Genomic DNA, 19,827 nt, shown 5'->3' with positions numbered 1-19,827 from the left:
TCAGCCCCTCCGGACGGCCGGGCCGCCCTGCGGGCGCGGCAGCGGAAGCCGGGCGACCAGGTCGGTCACGATCTGCTCGGAGGTGCGGCGGCTGAGCTGGGTCTCGGCGGTCGGCATGAGGCGGTGGGCGAGCACCGGGACGGCGAGGCGCTGGAGGTCGTCCGGGGTGACGTAGTCGCGGCCGTCCAGGGCGGCGGCGGCGCGGGCGGCCCGGACCAGGTGCAGGGTGGCGCGGGGCGAGGCGCCGAGGCGCAGCTCGTGGCTGGTGCGGGTGGCGGAGACCAGGTCGACGGCGTAGCGGCGGACCGGGTCGGCGATGTGCACGGTGCGGACCAGGTCGATCAGCTTGAGGATGTCGGAGGCGTGCGCGACCGGCTGGAGGTCGTCCAGGGGGCTGGCGCCGGCGTGCACGTCGAGCATGGCGAACTCGGCCTCGGGGCTGGGGTAGCCCATCGAGATCCGGGCCATGAAGCGGTCCCGCTGGGCCTCGGGGAGGGGGTAGGTGCCCTCCATCTCGACCGGGTTCTGGGTGGCGACCACCATGAACGGCGAGGGCAGCTCGTAGCTGGTGCCGTCGATGGTGACCTGGCGCTCCTCCATCGACTCCAGCAGCGCGGACTGGGTCTTCGGCGAGGCCCGGTTGATCTCGTCGCCGACCACGATCTGGGCGAAGATCGCGCCCGGGCGGAACTCGAAGTCGCGCTGGTGCTGGTCGAAGATGTTGGTGCCGGTGACGTCCGAGGGCAGCAGGTCCGGGGTGAACTGGATGCGCCGCACGGTGCAGTCGACGGACCGGGCCAGCGCCTTGGCCAGCATGGTCTTGCCGACGCCGGGCACGTCCTCCAGCAGCAGGTGGCCCTCGGCGAGCAGGACGGTCAGGGCGATCCGGACGGCCTCCGGCTTGCCCTCGATCACGCTCTCGATGTTGGCACGCACCCGGTCCACGACGGCGGCGAGTTCCGGCAGGCCGACCGGGTAACCCGGCGTCCCCTGGTCGCCCCCCGCACGACCGTCGAGACCGGCCTGATCGTTGTAGCTCGTCACCCGTTCGCTCCCTGGCACACCACGTGCCCGCCTCCCTTGAGGCCGGCCCCCACCCCATGCTGGACGCGGCCCCTCCGGGAGCGGTTCCGTGTTCCTGGAGCCGGTGCCGGGGACGGCCTGCGGCTGGCCGCCCCAGGTGGTTCGAGGTCAGACCGGCAGGCGCATTCTCCCCCGGGCGGCGGTCAGAAGTCACCATCCGGACCGGGCACCGTCGGGCGGCAGCGCCGGGGAGGCGGGCCCGCGGGTTCCCGGGGACGTCCGGTTGGCCCGGACGACGCTGGCCGGGCCTACGGGGCGGGAGGGATCAGTGGATCTCGCGCAGCAGCCCGGTGTGGACGTCGAAGACGAAGCCGCGCACGTCGTCGGTGTGCAGCAGGAACGGGGAGGTGCGGACCCGCTGCATGGACTGCCGGACGTCGCTGTCCAGGTCGACGAAGGCCTCGACCGCCCACTGCGGGCGCTGGCCGACCTCCTGCTCCAGCTCGCGCCGGAAGTCCTCGGTGAGGCCGAGCAGGCCGCAGCCGGTGTGGTGGATCAGCGCCACCGAGCGGGTGCCGAGGGCGCGCTGGCTGATGGTGAGGGAACGGATGGTGTCGTCGGTCACCACGCCGCCCGCGTTGCGGATGACGTGGGCGTCGCCGAGTTCGAGGCCGAGCGCGGCGAACAGGTCGAGGCGGGCGTCCATGCAGGCGACCACGGCGATCTTCTGCACCGGGCGGGCGTCCATGCCGCCGTCGCGGAAGGTCACCGCGTACTCGCGGTTGGCCGCGATGAAGCGGTCGATGATGGTGGGCGTCGGGGAGTCGGCAGCGGCGGTCGGCGTGTGCCGGTCGGGGGTCACTGTCATGGTGAAGACGTTAGTGCGATTCGGCGGGTCGTGGTGGGGCTGATGGCTACAGAGCGGGCCCTTGTGACCGAGCGCATATCCACAACGCGCCGTCACCCGCGGGTGGTCCGGTCGGATATGTCCGCCCCGGTCCGGATCCGCCCGCGGGCCCTCCCCGGCGCCGGGGCGCGCGGCGTCGGCCCCGGCGCCGGTCCGGCCGCCGGCATGTGCCACGAGCACCGTCGCGACCTGCGGTGATCCGTACCGCCGCCCGGGTGGTGCGCCGGAGCGGGCCATTGACTGACGGGGCCTGAGCGATAGAGTTGCGGCGCAGTGGAGCACACCCTCCGGAGCCCGTCAACCGGGCGTTTCCGGCCGGTGCGGCGGCCGACGCGGCCCGTGGCCTCCACCCGCTCCGTGCCACCTGGCGCACCTTCCCCGGCGCCGGGCGGTCACGACCTTCCCCAGGAGCGGGCGGGGCCCACGGGCCGCGGCCCGGCCCGTGGACCTGCTCCGCGGCGTGGTGGGACAGAATGGTCGGAGCTCCCGTACTTCGGGCGGCTCCGCACCGAGGAAGGGCGCCACAGCGCATGACCACCAACGATCCGGCCCCCAAGCACGTCCCGGTGATGCTGCAGCGGTGCATGGACGCGCTGGCCCCGGCGATCTCCCGGCCCGGCGCGGTGGTGGTGGACGCCACCCTCGGCCTCGGCGGCCACAGCGAGGCGCTGCTCACCCAGTTCCCCGAGGTCCGGCTCGTCGCGGTGGACCGCGACCCGGCGGCGCTCAAGCTCTCCGGCGAGCGGCTGGCCCGTTTCGGTGACCGGGCCACCCTGGTGCACGCCGTCTACGACGAGATCCCCGAGGTGCTGGAGCGGCTGGACATCCCGCGGGTCGACGGCATCCTCTTCGACCTCGGCGTCTCCTCCATGCAGCTCGACGAGGCCGAGCGCGGTTTCGCGTACGCCCAGGACGCGCCGCTGGACATGCGGATGGACCAGACCCGCGGGATCAGCGCGGCCGAGGTGCTGAACACCTACAGCCACGGCGAGCTGGCCCGGATCCTCAAGTTCTACGGTGAGGAGCGGTTCGCCGGGAAGATCGCCTCGGTGATCCTGCGCGAGCGCGAGAAGGAACCGTTCACCACCAGCGCGCGTCTGGTCGATCTGGTGCGCAACGCCATCCCGGCCGCCACCCGCCGCACCGGCGGGAACCCGGCCAAGCGCACCTTCCAGGCGCTGCGGATCGAGGTCAACGGCGAGCTGGAGGTCCTGGAGCGGGCGATCCCCGGGGCGCTCGACGTGCTGGCCCTCGGTGGGCGGATCGCCGTGATGTCCTACCAGTCGCTGGAGGACCGCCTGGTCAAGCAGGCCTTCGCGGCCGGGGCGACCAGCACCGCCCCGCCGGGGCTGCCGTTCGTCCCGGAGGAGCACCAGCCCTGGCTCAAGCTGATCACCCGCGGTGCCGAGCTGGCCACCGAGCAGGAGATCGAGGAGAACCGGCGCGCCGCACCCGTTCGGCTGCGGGTGGCGGAGAGGATCAGGGACCGAAGCACCCGGGGCTGACCGGCACCGGGGCGGTCCGAAGGGCGGAGGAAGGGCAGTGGGGCCGGTGGCCGGAGGCGGGGCGGGGAGCAGGGTGCTCCCCGGGCAGGGCGGCAGGGCGCGGATCACCGTCCGCCCCGGGCGGCGCCAGGTACGGGGGCGGACACCGTTCGCGGTGCTGGTGGTGGTGCTGCTCGCGGCCGGGCTGCTCGGGCTGCTGGCGCTGAACACCGCGCTCAACGAGGGCTCCTTCGAGCTGTCCAGGCTGCAGCGGCAGACCACGGTCCTCACCGACGAGCAGCAGGGGCTCCAGCACCAGATCGGCCAGAACTCCGCGCCGGACGCGCTGGCCCGCCGGGCCGGCGAGCTGGGCATGGTGCCGGCCGGCGGGATGGCCTTCCTCGACCTGCCGAACGGCGGCGCGGTGCTCGGCACGCCGAAGCCCGCCCAGGACAGCCCTCCGGTGAAACGGTCCACCGTGGAACCGTGGCCCGGGAAGCAGCCGTCACCCAGTGCCCAGCCCGGTGCCGGTGCTCCGCCCGCCTCCCCGGCGGCGGCCCAGCCGCCCGCCGCACCGACCGCTCCGGCACCGGGCGGGGACGTCACCGTCCAGCTCAACCCGACCGCGCCGCAGCCGGCGCCGGCCACGGGCGGGGGTGCCGCGCGATGACCACACCCCGTCAGCCCTCCAGTGGCAGTGGCAGTGGCGGCAGCGGCGGACGCCGGCCCGTCAAGGGCGCCGCGCCGCGTCCGGTCCCGCGCGGGCAGTCTGCGGGCAAGCCGCCGGCCGCCGGGCGCGCCCAGCCGGCCAAGGGTCAGCCCGCCAAGCCGCAGCCCGCCAAGCCGCAACCCGCCAAGGTCCAGCCGGCCCGTCCCAAGCAGCCGTCGGCCAAGCAACCGCCCGCCAAGCAGCCCCCGGCCCGCCAGCCGGCGGCCAAGCAGCCGGCGGCCCGGCAGCCCGGCGCCGCCAAGGCCCAGCCCGCCGCCGGGCGGGACCCGAGGGCGGCCGCCGCCCGGACGCCGCGCACCCCGCAGCAGCGCCGTCCCGAGGGCCGCCCCCCGGCCCGCGCCGGCCAGGCGGGCGCCGGGGCGCGTCCGCGCCCGCCGCAGCGCCGGCCGCAGCCCCGGGGGATCCGGCTGGCGGACCCGCGCCGCCGGCTGCGGGTGATCACCATCGTGCTCTCGGTGGTGTTCTCGATCTTCGCCGGCCGGCTGGTCCAGCTCCAGCTGCTGGACTCCGACGCGCTGGCCGCCGACGCCAACACCAACCGCTACCTGAACATCCCGATCACCGCCGAACGCGGCTCGATAACGTCCGCCGACGGGGTCGCCCTGGCCACCACCGTCGACGCGTACGACATCACCGCCGACCCGGCGATGTTCACCCCCGAGGCCACCGGCCTCCCGGACGCCCCCGAGCAGGCCGCCGCCCTGCTGGCGCCGATCCTCGGCCTGCCCAAGGAGCGGATCGCCGCCGACCTGCACACCCCCAAGACCCGCTACAAGCGCCTCGCCGCCCAGCAGACCCCGGACGTCAAGAACCAGATCAGCGACCTCAAGTCGAGCCTGGAGAAGCAGGCCGGCTCGCGGAGCTGCCAGGCCCAGAAGCGGCTGCTGAACAAGTCCCTCGACGAGGGCGGCCGGACGAGGCTCGACAACGAGTGCGTCAACCCGCTGGCCGGCGTCTTCAACCGGGACACCCAGAAGCGGGTCTACCCCTCGGACGGGCTGGCCGCCAACCTCGTCGGCTTCGTCAACGCCGAGGGCGAGGGCGCCGGCGGGCTGGAGCAGCAGTTCCAGCAGCAGCTGTCCGGCAAGGACGGCCACAGCAGCTACGCGCAGGCCGGCGGCCGCCTGGTGCCCACCGCCGGCGGCTCGCTGGACCCCGCCGTGCCCGGCACCGACCTGCGGCTGACCGTCAACCGGGACATCCAGTGGGCCGCCCAGCGGGCCATCACCGACCAGGTCGCCAACGCCGGGGCGGAGAAGGGCTACGTCATCGTCCAGGACGTGAAGAACGGCCAGGTGCTGGCGATGGCCACCTCGCCGGGCTTCAACCCGAACGACCTGAGCACCGCCAGGAACTCGCAGCTCGGCAACGCGGCCCTGCAGGACGCCTACGAGCCCGGCTCCACCGCCAAGCTGATGACCATGGCCGCCGTCCTGGACACCGGCAAGGCCACCTGGGACACCAAGGTCACCGTGCCCTACCCGCTGGTCCGCGGCGACGTGGCGTTCAAGGACGACGTCGAGCACCCCACCTGGTACCTCACCCTGGCCGGCGTGCTCGCCAAGTCCTCCAACATCGGCACCATCGAGGCCGCCCAGACGCTGGGCGCGACCCAGCCCGAGGCCAACCAGGTGCTCTACGAGTACCTGCGGAAGTTCGGCATCGGCCAGCAGACCGGGCTGGGCTTCCCCGGCGAGACCGCCGGCCTGCTCGACAAGCCGGAGGACTGGAAGGCGTCCAAGCAGTACACCATCCCGTTCGGGCAGGGCCTCTCGGTGAACGCGCTGCAGGCCACCTCGGTGTTCTCGACCATCGCCAACGGCGGGCTCCGGGTGGCGCCCAGCGTCGTCCAGGGCACCACCTCGCCGGACGGCAAGTACACCCCCGCCGCGCCGGGCGCGCAGTCCCGGGTGGTGAGCGAGCAGACCGCCAAGACCCTCACCGAGATGCTGGAGTCGGTCGTCTCCGACGAGCAGGGCACCGGCGGCAAGGCCGCCATCCCCGGCTACCGGGTGGCCGGGAAGACCGGCACCGCCAACCGGGTGGACCCCAAGAACGGCGGGTACCGGGGCTACACCGCGTCCTTCATCGGCTTCGCCCCGGCCGACCAGCCGCGGGTCACCGTCTCCTGCGTGATCCAGGACCCGGTCAACGGCCACTTCGGCGGCCAGCTGTGCGGTCCGGTGTTCAAGCAGGTGATGGAGTTCACCCTCAAGACCCTCCAGGTCCCGCCGAGCGGCAGCGAGGCGCCCAACCTGCCCGTCGAGTGGAAGCCGTGATCGACCATGAGCAACGACCGGGCGGGTGCGGCCGCCGGTGCGGAAAAGGGCCGGTTTGGCCCTGGACGCCCTTCGGCGGATAGCCTCTCCGCCGTGCCGAAACCCGATCAAACCACCGTGAGCCCGCCCCGACCCGCCCGGACGGGGGCCCGGCCGCTCGCCGAGATCGCCCGACTGCTGGGTCTCGACCCCGTCGAGGGACCCGAGGTCACCGGCGTCACCCACAACGCCCGCGAGGTCCGCCCCGGCGACGTGTACGTGGCGTTCCCGGGTGCCAACCACCACGGCGCGTCCTTCGCCGGGCAGGCCGCCGGGGCCGGCGCGGTGGCGGTGCTGACCGACCCGGCCGGCGCCGAGCTGGCGGCCGGCGCGGGCCTGCCGCTGCTGGTCGTCGACCGGCCGCGGGCCAGGATGGGCGAACTGGCCGCCGCCGTCTACGACCGGCCCTCCGAGCGGCTGCTGATGATCGGGCTGACCGGCACCAACGGCAAGACCACCACGTCCTACCTGGTCGAGGGCGGCCTGCTCGGCGCCGGGCGCAGCCCCGGTGTGATCGGCACCGTCGAGATGCGGGTCGGCACCGAGCGGATCAAGAGCGAGCGCACCACCCCCGAGGCCACCGACCTGCACGCGATCCTCGCCGTGATGGGCGAGCGCGGCGCGGACGCGGTGACCATGGAGGTCTCCAGCCACGCGCTGGTGTACGGCCGCACCGACGGCGTGGTCTACGACGTCGCGCTGTTCAACAACCTCACCCCCGAGCACCTCGACTTCCACCCGGACATGGAGGACTACTTCCAGGCGAAGGCCCGGCTCTTCCAGCCCGGCAAGTCGCGGGCCGGGGTGGCCAACCTGGACGACGCCTACGGCCGCCGACTGGCCGCCGAGGCCAAGATCCCGGTCGCCACGTTCTCCGCCACCGGCGCGCCCGAGGCGGACTGGCGCGCGGTGGACGTCCAGCTCGGCCCGGTCGGGTCGACGTTCCGGGTGCTGGGCCCCGACGGCGCCGAGGCGGACGCGTCCGTCCCGCTGCCCGGCCCGTTCAACGTCGCCAACGCGCTGGCCGCGATCGCGGTGCTGGCCACCGCCGGCCTCCCGCTGGACCGGGCCGTGGCCGGCGTCGCCGCCGTGCCCGGCGTGCCCGGCCGGCTGGAGCGGGTCGACGCGGGCCAGCCGTACGTCGCGGTGGTCGACTACGCGCACAAGCCGGACGCCCTGGAGGCCGTCCTCGGCTCGCTGCGCGAGGTCACCAAGGGCCGGCTGCACGTGGTGATCGGCTGCGGCGGCGACCGTGACCCGCACAAGCGCGCCCCGATGGGCGGCATCGCCGCCCGGCTGGCCGACACCGCCCTGCTGACCAGCGACAACCCGCGCAGCGAGGACCCGTTGGCGATCCTCGCCACCATGCTCGCCGGCGCCGCAGCGGTGCCGGAGGCCGAGCGCGGCGCCGTCCTGGTCGTCCCCGACCGGGCCGAGGCGATCCAGCTGGCCATCGCCCGCGCCCGGGCCGGTGACACCGTGCTGGTGGCCGGCAAGGGCCACGAGCTCGGCCAGTACGTACGAGACGAGATCCGCCCCTTCGACGACCGGGAGGTGCTGCGCGAGGCCATCGGACACGACGCCGTCGCGCGGACCACGGCCGCCCGGGGCACCGGAGGAGTAGAGCAGCCGTGATCGCACTGACCCTCGCCGAGGTGGCCGCAGCAGTCGGGGGCACCCTGGCCGGCGCCGACCCCGACGTCCTGGTGACCGCCCCGGTCGAGGTCGACTCCCGCAAGGTCCTCCCCGGCGGCCTCTTCGCGGCCTTCGTCGGCGAGAACGTGGACGGCCACGAGTACGCCGCCACCGCGGTGGCGGCCGGCGCCGTCGCGGTGCTGGCCTCCCGCCCGGTCGGCGGCCCCACCGTCCTGGTCGACAGCGTGGTGGACGCGCTCGGCAAGCTGGCCCGCACCGTCGTCGGCCGCGCCGACGCCACCGTGGTCGCCCTCACCGGCTCGGCCGGCAAGACCAGCACCAAGGACCTGATCGCCCAGCTGCTCCAGCGGCTCGGCGACACCGTCTACCCGCCCGGCTCGCTCAACAACGAGATCGGCCACCCGATGACCGCCCTGCGGGTCGAGGACGCCACCCGGCACCTGGTGCTGGAGATGGGCGCCCGGCACAAGGGCGACATCGAGTACCTCACCTCGATCACCCCGCCCCGGATCGGCGTGGTCCTGAACGTCGGCACCGCGCACGTCGGCGAGTTCGGCTCGCAGGAGGCGATCGCCGAGGCCAAGGGCGAGCTGGTCGAGTCGTTGCCGGCCGACGGCGTCGCGATCCTCAACACCGACGACCGGTTGGTGCGCGGAATGGCCGCGCGCACCAAGGCCAGGGTGGTGTTCTTCGGTGAGTCCCCGGAAGCCGACGTCCGCGCACAGGATGTTCGCCTGGACTCCACCGGACGGCCATCCTTCACGTTGACGACCCCGGCCGGTTCCGCACGCGTGCAGCTGCGCCTGTACGGTGAGCACCACGTCTCGAACGCCCTCGCCGCCGCAGCGGTGGCGACGGAGCTCGGGATGACCGTCGACGACACCGCCGAAGCACTGGGTGAGGCGGGTGCGCTGTCCCGCTGGCGCATGGAGGTCGTCGACCGGGCCGATGGTGTCACCGTCGTCAACGACGCCTACAACGCGAACCCCGACTCGATGCGGGCCGCGCTGCGGGCGCTGGTCTCGATGGGGGGACGGGGCCCGGAGCGCCGCCGCACCTGGGCGGTGCTCGGCGAGATGCGGGAGCTCGGCGAGGAGAGCCTGGCCGAGCACGACGCCATCGGGCGGCTCGCCGTCCGGCTGGACGTCACCAAGCTGGTGGCGGTCGGCGGACGCGAGGCGGCCTGCATGGAACTGGGCGCTAGGAACGAAGGTTCGTGGGGTGAGGAGTCGGTGCTGGTGTCCGACGCGGACGCGGCGGTCGAACTGCTGCGCAGTCAGCTGCTTCCGGGGGATGTGGTGCTGGTGAAGGCCTCCCGCTCGGTGGGGCTGGAGAAGGTGGCCGAGGCGATCCTCGCGGACGGTGCGGCCAAGTAATGAAGCAGATCCTCTTCTCCGGCATGATCGGCCTGGTCCTGTCGCTGCTCGGCACCCCGGCCCTGATCAAGTTGCTCGCCCGACAGGGCTACGGCCAGTACATCCGCGACGACGGCCCGAAGGCGCACCACAGCAAGAAGGGCACGCCCACCATGGGCGGCATCGCCTTCATCCTGGCGACGCTGATCGCCTACTTCGCCACCAAGGCGATAACGGGGGAGTCCCCGACCGCCTCCGGGCTGCTGGTGCTGTTCCTGACGGCCGGTCTGGGACTGGTCGGCTTCCTCGACGACTACATCAAGGTCGTCAAGCGCCGCTCGCTGGGCCTGCGGGCGAAGGCGAAGCTCGCCGGACAGTCCATCGTCGGCCTGGCCTTCGCCGTCCTCGCGCTGCAGTTCCCCGACAGTGCCGACCGCACCCCGGCCTCCCAGCACCTCTCGTTCGTCCGCGACTTCGAGTGGTCGGTCGGCCCGGTGCTGTTCGTCATCTTCGCGTACTTCCTGATCGCCGCGACCTCGAACGGCGTGAACCTGACGGACGGTCTGGACGGCCTGGCCACCGGCGCCTCGGTGATGGCCTTCGGCGCCTACACCTTCATCGGCGTCTGGGAGTACGGCCAGAGCTGCGCCTACGCCGTCTCGGCCACCTCCAACTGCTACGAGGTCCGCGACCCGCTGGACCTCGCGGTGGTCGCGGCCGCCCTGATGGGCTCCTGCTTCGGCTTCCTCTGGTGGAACACCTCGCCCGCCAAGATCTTCATGGGCGACACCGGCTCGCTCGCCCTCGGCGGCGCGATGGCCGGCCTGGCGATCTGCTCGCGCACCGAGATCCTGCTGGTCCTGCTCGGCGGCCTCTTCGTGATCATCACCCTCTCGGTGATCATCCAGGTCGGCTCGTTCCGGATGACCGGCAAGCGCGTCTTCAAGATGGCCCCGCTGCAGCACCACTTCGAACTCAAGGGCTGGAGCGAAGTCCTGGTCGTGGTCCGGTTCTGGATCATCCAGGGCCTCTGCGTGGCCGTCGGCCTCGGCCTCTTCTACGCGGGATGGGTGACCGGATGACCGACCCCGACTGGACCGGCCTGCCGGTCGCCGTCGCCGGACTCGGCGTCTCCGGCATCAGCGCCGCCCGGGTCCTGCACGGGCTCGGCGCCCGCGTCACCGTGGTGGACGGCGGGAGCGGCGAGGGGCTGCAGGCCCGCGCCACCGAGCTGGAGGCCCAGGGCGTGGCCGTCCGCCTCGGCGACGGCGACACCCTGCCCGAGGGCACCCGGCTGGTCGTCACCTCGCCCGGCTGGCCGCCGAGCAGCCCGCTGTTCGCGGCCGCCGCCGCGGCCGGCGTGGAGGTCTGGGGCGACGTCGAACTGGCCTGGCGGCTGCGCCGGCCGCTGCCCGCGACCGGCGAACCCGCCCCCTGGCTGGCCGTCACCGGCACCAACGGCAAGACGACCACCGTCCAGATGCTCGCCTCGATCCTCACCGCCGCCGGCCGGCGCACCGCCGCCGTCGGCAACGTCGGGGTCTCGGTGCTGGACGCGGTGCTCGCCGAGGAGCCGTACGACGTGCTCGCCGTCGAGCTCTCCAGCTACCAGCTGCACTGGGCGCCCTCGCTGCGCCCGTACTCGGCGGCCGTGCTCAACCTGGCGCCCGACCACCTCGACTGGCACGGCTCGATGGAGGCGTACGCCGCCGACAAGGGCCGGATCTACGAGGGCAACGTCGTCGCGTGCGTCTACAACCTGGCCGACCCGGCCACCGAGGCGCTGGTCCGCGAGGCCGACGTCGAGGAGGGCTGCCGGGCGGTCGGGTTCGGCCTCGGCTCGCCCGGCCCGTCGGACTTCGGCGTGGTCGACGGCCTGCTGGTGGACCGCGCCTTCGTGGCGGACCGGGCCAAGAACGCCGCCGAGCTGGGCTCCGTCGAGGACGTGAACCCGCCGGCCCCGCACAACGTCGCCAACGCGCTGGCCGCCGCCGCGCTGGCCCGGTCCTACGGGGTCGAGCCGAAGGCCGTCCGGGAGGGCCTGCGCGCCTTCCGGCCGGACGCCCACCGGATCGCCGAGGTCGGCGTCGTCGACGGCGTGACGTACATCGACGACTCCAAGGCGACCAACACCCACGCGGCCGCCGCCTCGCTCTCCGCCTACCGCCCGATCGTCTGGATCGCCGGCGGCCTGGCCAAGGGGGCGGCGTTCGACGACCTGGTGCAGGGCGCGGCCGAGCGGCTGCGCGCCGCCGTGCTGATCGGCGAGGACCGCGCGCTGATCCGGGAGGCCCTGGCGCGACACGCGCCGGATGTCCCGGTGATCGAGGCGGCCGAGGGCCAGACTGGCGCGGTGGCGATGGCAGAGGTGGTCCGCGCGGCCGCCTCACTCGCCCGAACGGGTGACACGGTGCTGCTGGCCCCGGCCTGCGCCTCGATGGACATGTTCACCAACTACGGGGAGCGCGGCGACCTCTTCGCGGCGGCCGTGCGGGAGCTGGCGGACACGTAGGGCCGGCCCGACCAGGAGCGCGTCCGGCGGGAACCCGGCGGACGCGCCCCGGGCACGGTCGGGCCCCGCGCGCCCAGGGCTTGTCCGAGGGCCGTGCCGGATCGGAGCGGCCCGGAGACGGGCGAGGCGCAGAGGGAGAGCGGGACGGGTGGGCGGCGGTCAGGGCAGGGCGGGTGGTTCGGGCGCACCGGAGAACGGCGCGACCGACCCGTGGCGGGTGATCTCGGCCACCACCACCGCCTACAAGTCGGCCGGCCCGCTGGCCCGCGTACAGGCCTTCCGGGCCCGCCTGCGGTACACCCTGGACCGGCCGCTCACGCCGTACCTGCTGATCGCCGGCACGGCGCTGCTGCTGGTGGCGCTCGGGCTGTTGATGGTCTTCTCCGCCTCGCAGATCCTCGCGCTCGGCCAGCACCGCTCGACCCAGTTCTACTTCTTCAAACAGCTGGTCGGGGTGCTGCTCGGCTTCGCGCTGCTGGTCGGCTTCGCCCTGGTGCCGGTGGCCGTGCTGCGGGTGATCGTCTACCCGGTGATGCTCGGGGTGATCGGCGCGCTCGTCCTGGTCGCCATCCCCGGGGTCGGGGTGGAGGTCAACGGCAACCGGAACTGGCTGGACTTCGGCGTGTTCCAGTTCCAGCCGTCCGAGTTCGCCAAGCTCGCGCTGGTGCTCTGGGGCGCCGACCTGCTGGCGCGGAAGCAGAAGAACGGCACCCTCGACCAGTGGAAGCACCTGCTGGTCCCGCTTGTGCCCGGCGCGCTGCTGCTGCTCGCGCTGATCATGCTCGGCGGCGACATGGGCACCGCGATGATCCTGGTGGCCATGCTGTTCGGCCTGCTCTGGATGGTCGGCGCGCCGCTGCGGCTGTTCGTCGCCACCCTCGGCGTGGCCGTGGTGGTCTGCACCGCCCTGGTGGTCACCGTCCCGCACCGCGCCGAGCGGCTCTCCTGCATCGGCGTGACCAAGCTCGACCCGGCGGGCGCCTGCTTCCAGGCCCTGCACGGCGTCTACTCGTTCGGCCTCGGCGGTCTCTTCGGCTCCGGACTCGGCGCCGGCGTCGAGAAGTGGGGCCAGCTTCCGGAGGCGCACACCGACTTCATCTTCGCCACGACGGGCGAGGAACTGGGACTGGTGGGGACGCTGTCGGTGATCGGTCTCTTCTCGGCACTAGGCTACGCGGGTATCCGTGTGGCCATCGGCACGAAGGACCCCTTCGTCAGGTACGCCGCGGGAGCCGCCATCACCTGGATCATGGCTCAGGCCGTGATCAACCTGGGGTCGGCGCTGGGACTGCTGCCCATCGCGGGCGTCCCGCTCCCGCTGTTCTCCTACGGCGGTTCCGCCATGCTGTCGGCCATGTCCGCGATCGGGGTGCTGCTCTGCCTGGCACGCAGCAGCTCGGGAGCGAAGGCGGCCCTGGCCGCCCGGAGCAAGAACTCCCGGATCAGGAAACAGCTGGCCCGGGTGCTGCCACGACGACGAACCACAGCGCGCCCGGCCCCGGTGCCGGCACGCAGGGAGCGGTGAATTTCGGTGCATGTCGTACTCGCCGGCGGGGGGACCGCCGGTCACATCGAGCCGGCCATGGCCCTCGCGGACGCCCTCCGCAGGCACGACCCGTCCATCGGGATCACCGCCCTCGGGACCGAGCGCGGCCTGGAGACCCGGCTGGTACCGGAGCGCGGCTACCAGCTGGAGCTGATCCCGGCCGTCCCGCTGCCCCGCAAGCCCACCCCCGAGCTGATCACCGTCCCGGGCCGGCTGCGCGGCACCGTCCGGGCCGCCCAGGAGATCATCGAGCGGGTCAAGGCGGACGCGGTGGTCGGCTTCGGCGGCTACGTCGCGATGCCCGCCTACCTGGCCGCCAAGCGGGCCGGTGTGCCGATCGTGGTGCACGAGGCCAACGCCCGGCCGGGCCTGGCCAACAAGATCGGCGCGCGGTACAGCGACTTCGTCGCCGTCTCCACGCCGGACAGCAAGCTGCGCGACTCCCGGTACATCGGCATCCCGCTGCGCCGGACCATCGCGACCCTGGACCGCAACGCGGCCCGTCCGGAGGCCCGGCACTACTTCGGCCTCGACCAGCGGCTGCCCACCCTGCTGGTCTCGGGCGGTTCGCAGGGCGCGCGCCGGCTCAACGAGACGGTCGCCGCGATCGCCCCGCGCCTCCAGCAGTACGGCGTGCAGATCCTGCACGCGGTCGGCCCCAAGAACGAGCTGCCGCAGGTGGACGACATCCCCGGGATGCCGCCGTACCGGGCGCTGCCGTACCTGGACCGGATGGACCTCGCGTACGCGGCCGCCGACCTGATGCTCTGCCGGGCCGGTGCGATGACGGTGGCCGAGCTGGCGGCCGTCGGCCTGCCCGCCGCCTTCGTCCCACTGCCGATCGGCAACGGCGAGCAGCGGCTGAACGCCCAGCCGATGGTGAAGGCCGGCGGCGGGCTGCTGGTCGACGACGCCGAGCTGAACCCGGACTGGGTGCTGCAGAACGTGCTGCCGGTGCTCACCGACCCGCAGAAGCTCTGGGACATGAGCCGGGCCGCCGCCGAGTTCGGCCGCCGGGACGCGGACGAGCTGCTGGTCGGCATGGTCTACGAGGCCATCGAGGCAGCCCGGGGCGGCCGCCGTCGTGGCTGACGCCCGGCTCGCCGAGCCACCCCCGGCCGGCGGCCGGGGGCACCCGCACGACGAGGACCTCGGGGACGAGTACGCCCCCCGGCTCAGGCTCTCCCGGCGCGGGGTGGTGGTGCTGGGCTCGCTCGGCGCCGCGGTGCTGGGCGTGCTGGCCTGGCTGGTCTTCTTCTCCTCTGCCCTGGACGTGCGCAGCGTCTCGGTGCAGGGCGCGCAGGACGACAGGCTGACGGCCGACCAGGTCCGCTCGGCGATCGGCGGGGTCGGTTACGGCCCGTTGGCCCGGGTGGACCTGGAGGACGTCCGGCGGCGGGTCGAGGCGATCCCGCGGGTGGCCGGGGCGGAGGTCTGGCGGGGCTGGCCGCACACCCTGCGGGTGAAGGTCACCCAGCGCACGGCCGTCGCCGCGGTGAAGGGCGAGGACGCCCGGTTCACCCAGGTCGACGCCGGGGGAGTGAGCTTCGCCACCGAGCCGGCCGCCCCGGAGGGCGTCCCGGTGGTGGAGCTCCGGCTCAGCCAGCCGGCCAGGGACGCGGAGTCGGTGATCGGCCCGGCGCAGTTGGTGCAGGGGGCGGTGACGGTGGCCGCCGGCCTGCCGGCCGAGGTCCGGCAGCGCGCCGGGGCCGTTCTGGTGCATTCGTACGACGACATCCAGTTGCAGCTCAGCGGGGGTGTGACGGTCCGCTGGGGAAGTCCCGAGCAGACCGATCGGAAAGCCCGGGTGCTGGTGGCGCTGCTGGGTCAGAAGGGTACGAACTTCGATGTGAGTGCGCCGGAGGCGCCGGCGGTGTCCGGATGATCCGGTAGGTTTTCTGCACAAGGGTGCGCGTGGAGCGCGTTGCTGAAAGAGCGGCGGCGGGCTCCAGGTGGGCTTGACGCGGTTTCGTGTCGGCCCGACCCTTGGTGGTCACCCCGGTTTCATCCGCCGGTTGATGATCACATAGGCTCAAAAGAAAAAGGGAAGCTCGGCGTGTTCGTTGAAACACGTGGCCGGAGCCACCTAGTGTCCTGTGTCACCAGCCTGTGTTCCCTGGTGATGTGACAGAGGCACAGCACTAACCCTAAAGGTCAAGTTTAGGGTTGGGGTCGGCGGTCGGCATTTCGGACATTGCGTCAGAAACCAGGCTCCCTACCCATCGACATCCGTCGGAACGACCCCCACCGGTGTCGTACCGACCCGGAAATTCGAGGCGAGAGGCCTTCGACGTGGCAGCACCGCAGAACTACCTCGCAGTCATCAAGGTCGTCGGAATCGGCGGCGGTGGTGTCAACGCCATCAACCGGATGATCGAGGTCGGTCTCAAGGGCGTCGAGTTCATCGCGATCAACACCGATGCGCAGGCCCTCCTCATGAGCGACGCCGACGTCAAGCTCGATGTGGGCCGTGAACTCACCCGGGGCCTCGGCGCCGGCGCCAACCCCGAGGTCGGCCGGAAGGCCGCCGAGGACCACCGCGAGGAGATCGAGGAGGTCCTCAAGGGGGCCGACATGGTCTTCGTCACCGCCGGCGAGGGCGGCGGCACCGGGACGGGCGGCGCCCCGGTGGTCGCCAACATCGCCCGCTCGCTGGGCGCGCTCACCATCGGCGTGGTCACCCGCCCGTTCACCTTCGAGGGCCGCCGGCGCGCCAACCAGGCCGAGGACGGCATCGCCAGCCTCCGCGAAGAGGTCGACACCCTCATCGTGATCCCCAACGACCGGCTGCTGTCCATCTCGGACCGCCAGGTCAGCGTGCTGGACGCGTTCCGCTCCGCGGACCAGGTGCTGCTCTCCGGTGTCCAGGGCATCACCGACCTGATCACCACCCCCGGCCTGATCAACCTCGACTTCGCCGACGTCAAGTCCGTCATGTCCGAGGCCGGTTCGGCGCTCATGGGCATCGGCTCGGCGCGCGGTGAGGACCGTGCCAAGGCCGCCGCCGTGATGGCGATCTCCTCCCCGCTGCTGGAGGCGTCGATCGACGGCGCCCGCGGCGTGCTGCTCTCCATCTCCGGCGGCTCGGACCTCGGCCTGTTCGAGATCAACGAGTCCGCCCAGCTGGTCAGCGAGGCCGCGCACCCCGAGGCCAACATCATCTTCGGCGCGGTCATCGACGACGCGCTCGGCGACGAGGTCCGGGTCACCGTCATCGCGGCCGGCTTCGACGGCGGCCAGCCGCCGGCGATCGTCCGCGACCCGGTGGTCAAGGCGAGCGCGGCCCCGGCCAACCCGCCGGCGTCCTCCTCGGCGGGCGGCGCCTCCGAGCGTCCGTCCCGGCCGGCGTACGGCGGCATCGGCTCGGTGACGTCCCGTCCGGACGGCGAGGGTGCCGCCCCGGCCCGCCCGGCGGAGGCGCCGGTCACCGCGACCGCCGCCCCGGTGCCGCCGCAGGTGCAGCCGGCCCGCCAGCCGTTCGTCGAGAGCCCGGCCGAGGAGCTCGACGTCCCGGACTTCCTTAAGTGATCGATCGCGCCGTACGCGATGGTGCTCACTTCGCCTTCACCACCCGGTGGGGCGGGGTGAGCACTTCGCCGTACGGGGAGCTGAACCTCGGCGGTGCGGTGGGGGACGACCCGGCGGCGGTCCGGGAGAACCGGGCGGTCGCGGCCCGCTCGCTGGGCCTGGACCCGGCCGACGTGGTCTGGATGAACCAGGTGCACGGCGCGGACGTGGCGGTGGTGACGGAGCGGCAGCCGGCGGGGGAGGCTCCCACCGTGGACGCGGTGGTCACCGACCGGCCGCTGGCGCTGGCGGTCCTGACCGCCGACTGCACCCCGGTGCTGCTGGCCGACCCGGTGGCGGGTGTGGTCGGCGCGGCCCACGCGGGCCGGCCCGGACTCGCGGCGGGAGTGGTGCCGGCGGTGGTCCGGGCCATGGTGGAGCTGGGCGCCGAGCCCGGGCGGATCACCGCGGCCACCGGTCCCGCGGTCTGCGGCCGCTGTTACGAGGTGCCCGCGCAGTTGCGCGCCGAGGTCGCGGAGCTGGTGCCCGCCGCGTACGCCGAGACCTCCTGGGGGACCCCGGCACTGGACGTGCCGAACGGAGTGGCGGCCCAATTGGCTGCTGCGGGAGTCACCGAGTTGGTGCGATCATCTGTCTGCACCCTCGAATCCGCCGATCACTACTCCTATCGTCGCGAGCAGCGCACGGGCCGGCTCGCGAGCTACGTCTGGTTGGGCTCTGATCTCTGATGACGAACGACATCTACGGACCGTTCCCGGGAAGCACCGCCGGTTTCCCCGCCGCGAGCTGGTCGGCGGCACTGACGGAGGGGCAGCGGGCCCGGTACGAGGAACTGGGGACCAACCTGGAGGTCGTCGAGCGCCGGATCGCCGACGCCTGCGCCGCGGCCGGCCGGGCGCGCGGGGAGGTCCGGCTGATCGTGGTCACCAAGACCTACCCGGCCGAGGACACCGCCCTGCTGGCCGGGCTGGGCGTCACCGACGTCGCGGAGAACCGCGACCAGGACGCGGCTCCCAAGGCGGAGCAGTGCAGAAACCTTCCGCTGGACTGGCACTTCGTCGGCCAGCTGCAGACCAACAAGGTCCGCTCGGTGGTCCGGTACGCGAACCACGTCCACTCGGTGGACCGGCTCAGGCTGGTCGAGTCGCTCGGCGCGGCGGTCCTCAAGGCGGACCGGCCCGAGCTGGGCTGCCTGGTGCAGGTCGCGCTGGAGAAGGAGCAGGGCGAGGGCGAGCACCGCGCCGGGGTCGCCCCGGCGGACGTCCGGGAGATGGCGGACGCGATCGCCGACACGCCCGGCCTGCGACTGGACGGTGTGATGACGGTCGCTCCGCTCGCCGGCCCGCTGGCCGGGGACCCGGCCCGGGCCTTCGATCGGCTGGCGGAAATCGCAACCGCCGTACGGACGGACCATCCTGCTGCCACCATGGTCTCCGCAGGGATGAGCGGCGATCTGGAGCAGGCCATTGCCGCCGGAGCGACACATGTGCGCGTCGGAACGGCGGTACTCGGAGTGCGGTCACCCCTCAGGTAACGTCACCGGGTAGTAGATCAGACTGCAGGACAAAATAGGACAGAAGCTAGCAGCTTATCTGAGCGCTAGCCAACCGTGGATCGCAGCTCCGCGGCCCTCATCCACGATTTCTGACCGGCCGTCGGCCTGACGAAGCGTCGTGGGCGGACCGCGGAATCCGCAGGCGGGGTCGTAGGGCCCGGCCGCCGGGGACGGAGCCGGTCCACCACAAGCGGAGGAGACAGGAGCATGGCCGGCGCAATGCGCAAGATGGCGGTCTACCTCGGCCTCGTGGAGGACGAGACGTACGACGGTCAGGGGTACGACCCCGACGACGACTACGACGCGGACCCCGAGCCGATCCGCACCGGACGGACCGAGGACATCCCGCGGCCGGCCGCCGCGACCCCCGCTCCGGTCCCGTCGATCGCGCCGCAGCCGGTGCCGGCCGCGGTCCCGATCCGCCAGGAGACCCCGAGGATGGCCCCAGTGTCGTCCATCACACCCGAACGCCGCCACAACCTGGAGAAGAGCGCCCCGGTGATCATGCCCAAGGTAGTGAACGAACGAGAGCCCTACCGCATCACCACGCTGCACCCGAGGACCTACAACGAGGCCCGTACCATCGGGGAACAGTTCCGCGGCGGGACCCCCGTGATCATGAATCTCACCGAGATGGACGACACCGATGCGAAGCGACTCGTAGACTTCGCCGCTGGACTCGTCTTCGGTCTGCACGGCAGTATCGAGCGCGTGACGCAGAAGGTGTTCCTCCTGTCTCCTGCTAACGTCGATGTCACGGCGGAGGACAAGGCTCGGATCGCCGAGGGTGGGTTCTTCAACCAGAGCTGACCCGGCCACGACTTTACGTGTGGATCTGATCGACAGTGAGTTAGCGACAGGCGAGCGGCCCCAAGGCCGAAGAACCGGGGAGAGGGAAGCGCGATGGAGATCGTGTGGGCGGTGCTCTATTACGCACTGACCGTCTTCCTGGTGTTCCTGCTCGTGCGGCTGGTGATGGACTGGGTGTTCCAGTTCGCGCGTTCGTGGCGGCCCGGCAAGGCCATGGTCCTGGTCCTGGAGGCCACGTACACTGTCACGGATCCGCCGCTCAAGCTTCTGCGGCGGTTCATCCCGCCGTTGCGTCTCGGGGGCGTGGCGCTCGACCTGTCCTTCTTCGTACTGATGATCATTGTGTATGTCCTGATCTCGCTTGTGCGGCCCTAGTCGTAGGTGAGCGATGCGACAGGATGCC

17 protein-coding genes are annotated in these 19,827 nt (G+C 72.7%); 15 read left to right on the top strand and 2 right to left on the bottom strand.

Going from position 1 to position 19,827, the window contains the following annotated elements; translation table 11 throughout:
- Nucleotides 1-1,044, bottom strand: a complete 1,044-nt coding sequence (locus AC067J_RS01510; protein ID WP_478295919.1) for an AAA family ATPase — start codon at nucleotides 1,042-1,044, stop codon at nucleotides 1-3.
- 304 nt (nucleotides 1,045-1,348) lie between these two features.
- Nucleotides 1,349-1,891, bottom strand: a complete 543-nt coding sequence (locus AC067J_RS01505; RefSeq protein ID WP_478295918.1) for a beta-class carbonic anhydrase — start codon at nucleotides 1,889-1,891, stop codon at nucleotides 1,349-1,351.
- Between the two features lie 569 nt (nucleotides 1,892-2,460).
- Between AC067J_RS01505 and rsmH the strand changes: the two genes are divergently transcribed.
- The 15 genes from rsmH to AC067J_RS01430 all read left to right on the top strand — a co-directional run bounded on the left by rsmH (nucleotide 2,461) and on the right by AC067J_RS01430 (nucleotide 19,799).
- On the top strand, nucleotides 2,461-3,435 hold the full coding sequence (gene rsmH, locus AC067J_RS01500) for a 16S rRNA (cytosine(1402)-N(4))-methyltransferase RsmH (protein WP_478295917.1): 975 nt from the start codon (nucleotides 2,461-2,463) through the stop codon (nucleotides 3,433-3,435).
- 73 nt (nucleotides 3,436-3,508) lie between these two features.
- Nucleotides 3,509-4,084, top strand: coding sequence for a cell division protein FtsL (ftsL, locus tag AC067J_RS01495; RefSeq protein ID WP_478295916.1), 576 nt, complete (start codon nucleotides 3,509-3,511; stop codon nucleotides 4,082-4,084).
- Nucleotides 4,081-6,423, top strand: a complete 2,343-nt coding sequence (locus AC067J_RS01490) for a peptidoglycan D,D-transpeptidase FtsI family protein (RefSeq protein ID WP_478295915.1) — start codon at nucleotides 4,081-4,083, stop codon at nucleotides 6,421-6,423. Before ftsL ends, AC067J_RS01490 begins: the two co-directional genes overlap by 4 nt.
- Nucleotides 6,424-6,429: 6 nt before the next feature.
- Complete coding sequence (locus tag AC067J_RS01485) at nucleotides 6,430-8,097, top strand: UDP-N-acetylmuramoyl-L-alanyl-D-glutamate--2,6-diaminopimelate ligase (protein WP_478295914.1); 1,668 nt, start codon at nucleotides 6,430-6,432, stop codon at nucleotides 8,095-8,097.
- Nucleotides 8,094-9,494 (top strand): UDP-N-acetylmuramoyl-tripeptide--D-alanyl-D-alanine ligase, encoded by a 1,401-nt coding sequence (locus AC067J_RS01480; RefSeq protein WP_478295913.1) that lies wholly within the window; start codon nucleotides 8,094-8,096, stop codon nucleotides 9,492-9,494. Before AC067J_RS01485 ends, AC067J_RS01480 begins: the two co-directional genes overlap by 4 nt.
- Nucleotides 9,494-10,555 (top strand): phospho-N-acetylmuramoyl-pentapeptide-transferase, encoded by a 1,062-nt coding sequence (gene mraY, locus AC067J_RS01475; protein WP_478295912.1) that lies wholly within the window; start codon nucleotides 9,494-9,496, stop codon nucleotides 10,553-10,555. The genes AC067J_RS01480 and mraY overlap by 1 nt, the downstream gene beginning before the upstream one ends.
- Nucleotides 10,552-11,985: a UDP-N-acetylmuramoyl-L-alanine--D-glutamate ligase gene (gene murD, locus AC067J_RS01470; protein ID WP_478295911.1), complete on the top strand. Its 1,434-nt coding sequence runs from the start codon at nucleotides 10,552-10,554 to the stop codon at nucleotides 11,983-11,985. Before mraY ends, murD begins: the two co-directional genes overlap by 4 nt.
- A gap of 217 nt (nucleotides 11,986-12,202) precedes the next feature.
- Complete coding sequence (ftsW, locus tag AC067J_RS01465) at nucleotides 12,203-13,510, top strand: putative lipid II flippase FtsW (RefSeq protein ID WP_478296351.1); 1,308 nt, start codon at nucleotides 12,203-12,205, stop codon at nucleotides 13,508-13,510.
- Nucleotides 13,511-13,516: 6 nt separating this feature from the next.
- Nucleotides 13,517-14,623 carry an undecaprenyldiphospho-muramoylpentapeptide beta-N-acetylglucosaminyltransferase gene (gene murG, locus AC067J_RS01460; protein ID WP_478295910.1) on the top strand — a complete coding sequence of 369 codons (1,107 nt, stop codon included), beginning with the start codon at nucleotides 13,517-13,519 and terminating at the stop codon, nucleotides 14,621-14,623.
- Entirely contained in the window at nucleotides 14,616-15,416 is an 801-nt protein-coding gene (locus AC067J_RS01455; protein ID WP_478295909.1) for a cell division protein FtsQ/DivIB, read from the top strand. Before murG ends, AC067J_RS01455 begins: the two co-directional genes overlap by 8 nt.
- Nucleotides 15,417-15,823: 407 nt before the next feature.
- Entirely contained in the window at nucleotides 15,824-17,059 is a 1,236-nt protein-coding gene (gene ftsZ, locus AC067J_RS01450) for a cell division protein FtsZ (RefSeq protein WP_478295908.1), read from the top strand.
- The gene (gene pgeF, locus AC067J_RS01445; RefSeq protein WP_478295907.1) at nucleotides 17,056-17,787 is read left to right on the top strand and encodes a peptidoglycan editing factor PgeF; all 732 of its coding nucleotides are present in this window, start codon (nucleotides 17,056-17,058) and stop codon (nucleotides 17,785-17,787) included. Before ftsZ ends, pgeF begins: the two co-directional genes overlap by 4 nt.
- Entirely contained in the window at nucleotides 17,787-18,593 is an 807-nt protein-coding gene (locus tag AC067J_RS01440) for a YggS family pyridoxal phosphate-dependent enzyme (RefSeq protein ID WP_478295906.1), read from the top strand. The genes pgeF and AC067J_RS01440 overlap by 1 nt, the downstream gene beginning before the upstream one ends.
- Before the next feature lie 228 nt (nucleotides 18,594-18,821).
- Nucleotides 18,822-19,424, top strand: a complete 603-nt coding sequence (locus tag AC067J_RS01435; protein WP_327676357.1) for a cell division protein SepF — start codon at nucleotides 18,822-18,824, stop codon at nucleotides 19,422-19,424.
- A 93-nt stretch (nucleotides 19,425-19,517) separates the two neighbouring features.
- Entirely contained in the window at nucleotides 19,518-19,799 is a 282-nt protein-coding gene (locus AC067J_RS01430) for a YggT family protein (protein ID WP_030301231.1), read from the top strand.
- The last annotated feature ends 28 nt before the right edge of the window (nucleotides 19,800-19,827 follow it).

It is taken from the genome of Kitasatospora sp. NPDC042419, assembly GCF_056437345.1.
This window is presented reverse-complemented; position numbering and strand designations above follow the sequence as displayed.

What these genes read in the sequence shown, in the direction of transcription:
- rsmH (WP_478295917.1), top strand. Translation starts at nt 2,461, where the DNA reads ATGACCACCAACGATCCGGCCCCCAAGCACGTCCCGGTGATGCTGCAG.
- AC067J_RS01440 (WP_478295906.1), top strand. Translation starts at nt 17,787, where the DNA reads ATGACGAACGACATCTACGGACCGTTCCCGGGAAGCACCGCCGGTTTC.
- AC067J_RS01505 (WP_478295918.1), bottom strand. Translation starts at nt 1,891, where the DNA reads ATGACAGTGACCCCCGACCGGCACACGCCGACCGCCGCTGCCGACTCC.
- AC067J_RS01490 (WP_478295915.1), top strand. Translation starts at nt 4,081, where the DNA reads ATGACCACACCCCGTCAGCCCTCCAGTGGCAGTGGCAGTGGCGGCAGC.
- AC067J_RS01485 (WP_478295914.1), top strand. Translation starts at nt 6,430, where the DNA reads ATGAGCAACGACCGGGCGGGTGCGGCCGCCGGTGCGGAAAAGGGCCGG.
- AC067J_RS01435 (WP_327676357.1), top strand. Translation starts at nt 18,822, where the DNA reads ATGGCCGGCGCAATGCGCAAGATGGCGGTCTACCTCGGCCTCGTGGAG.
- murD (WP_478295911.1), top strand. Translation starts at nt 10,552, where the DNA reads ATGACCGACCCCGACTGGACCGGCCTGCCGGTCGCCGTCGCCGGACTC.
- AC067J_RS01430 (WP_030301231.1), top strand. Translation starts at nt 19,518, where the DNA reads ATGGAGATCGTGTGGGCGGTGCTCTATTACGCACTGACCGTCTTCCTG.
- mraY (WP_478295912.1), top strand. Translation starts at nt 9,494, where the DNA reads ATGAAGCAGATCCTCTTCTCCGGCATGATCGGCCTGGTCCTGTCGCTG.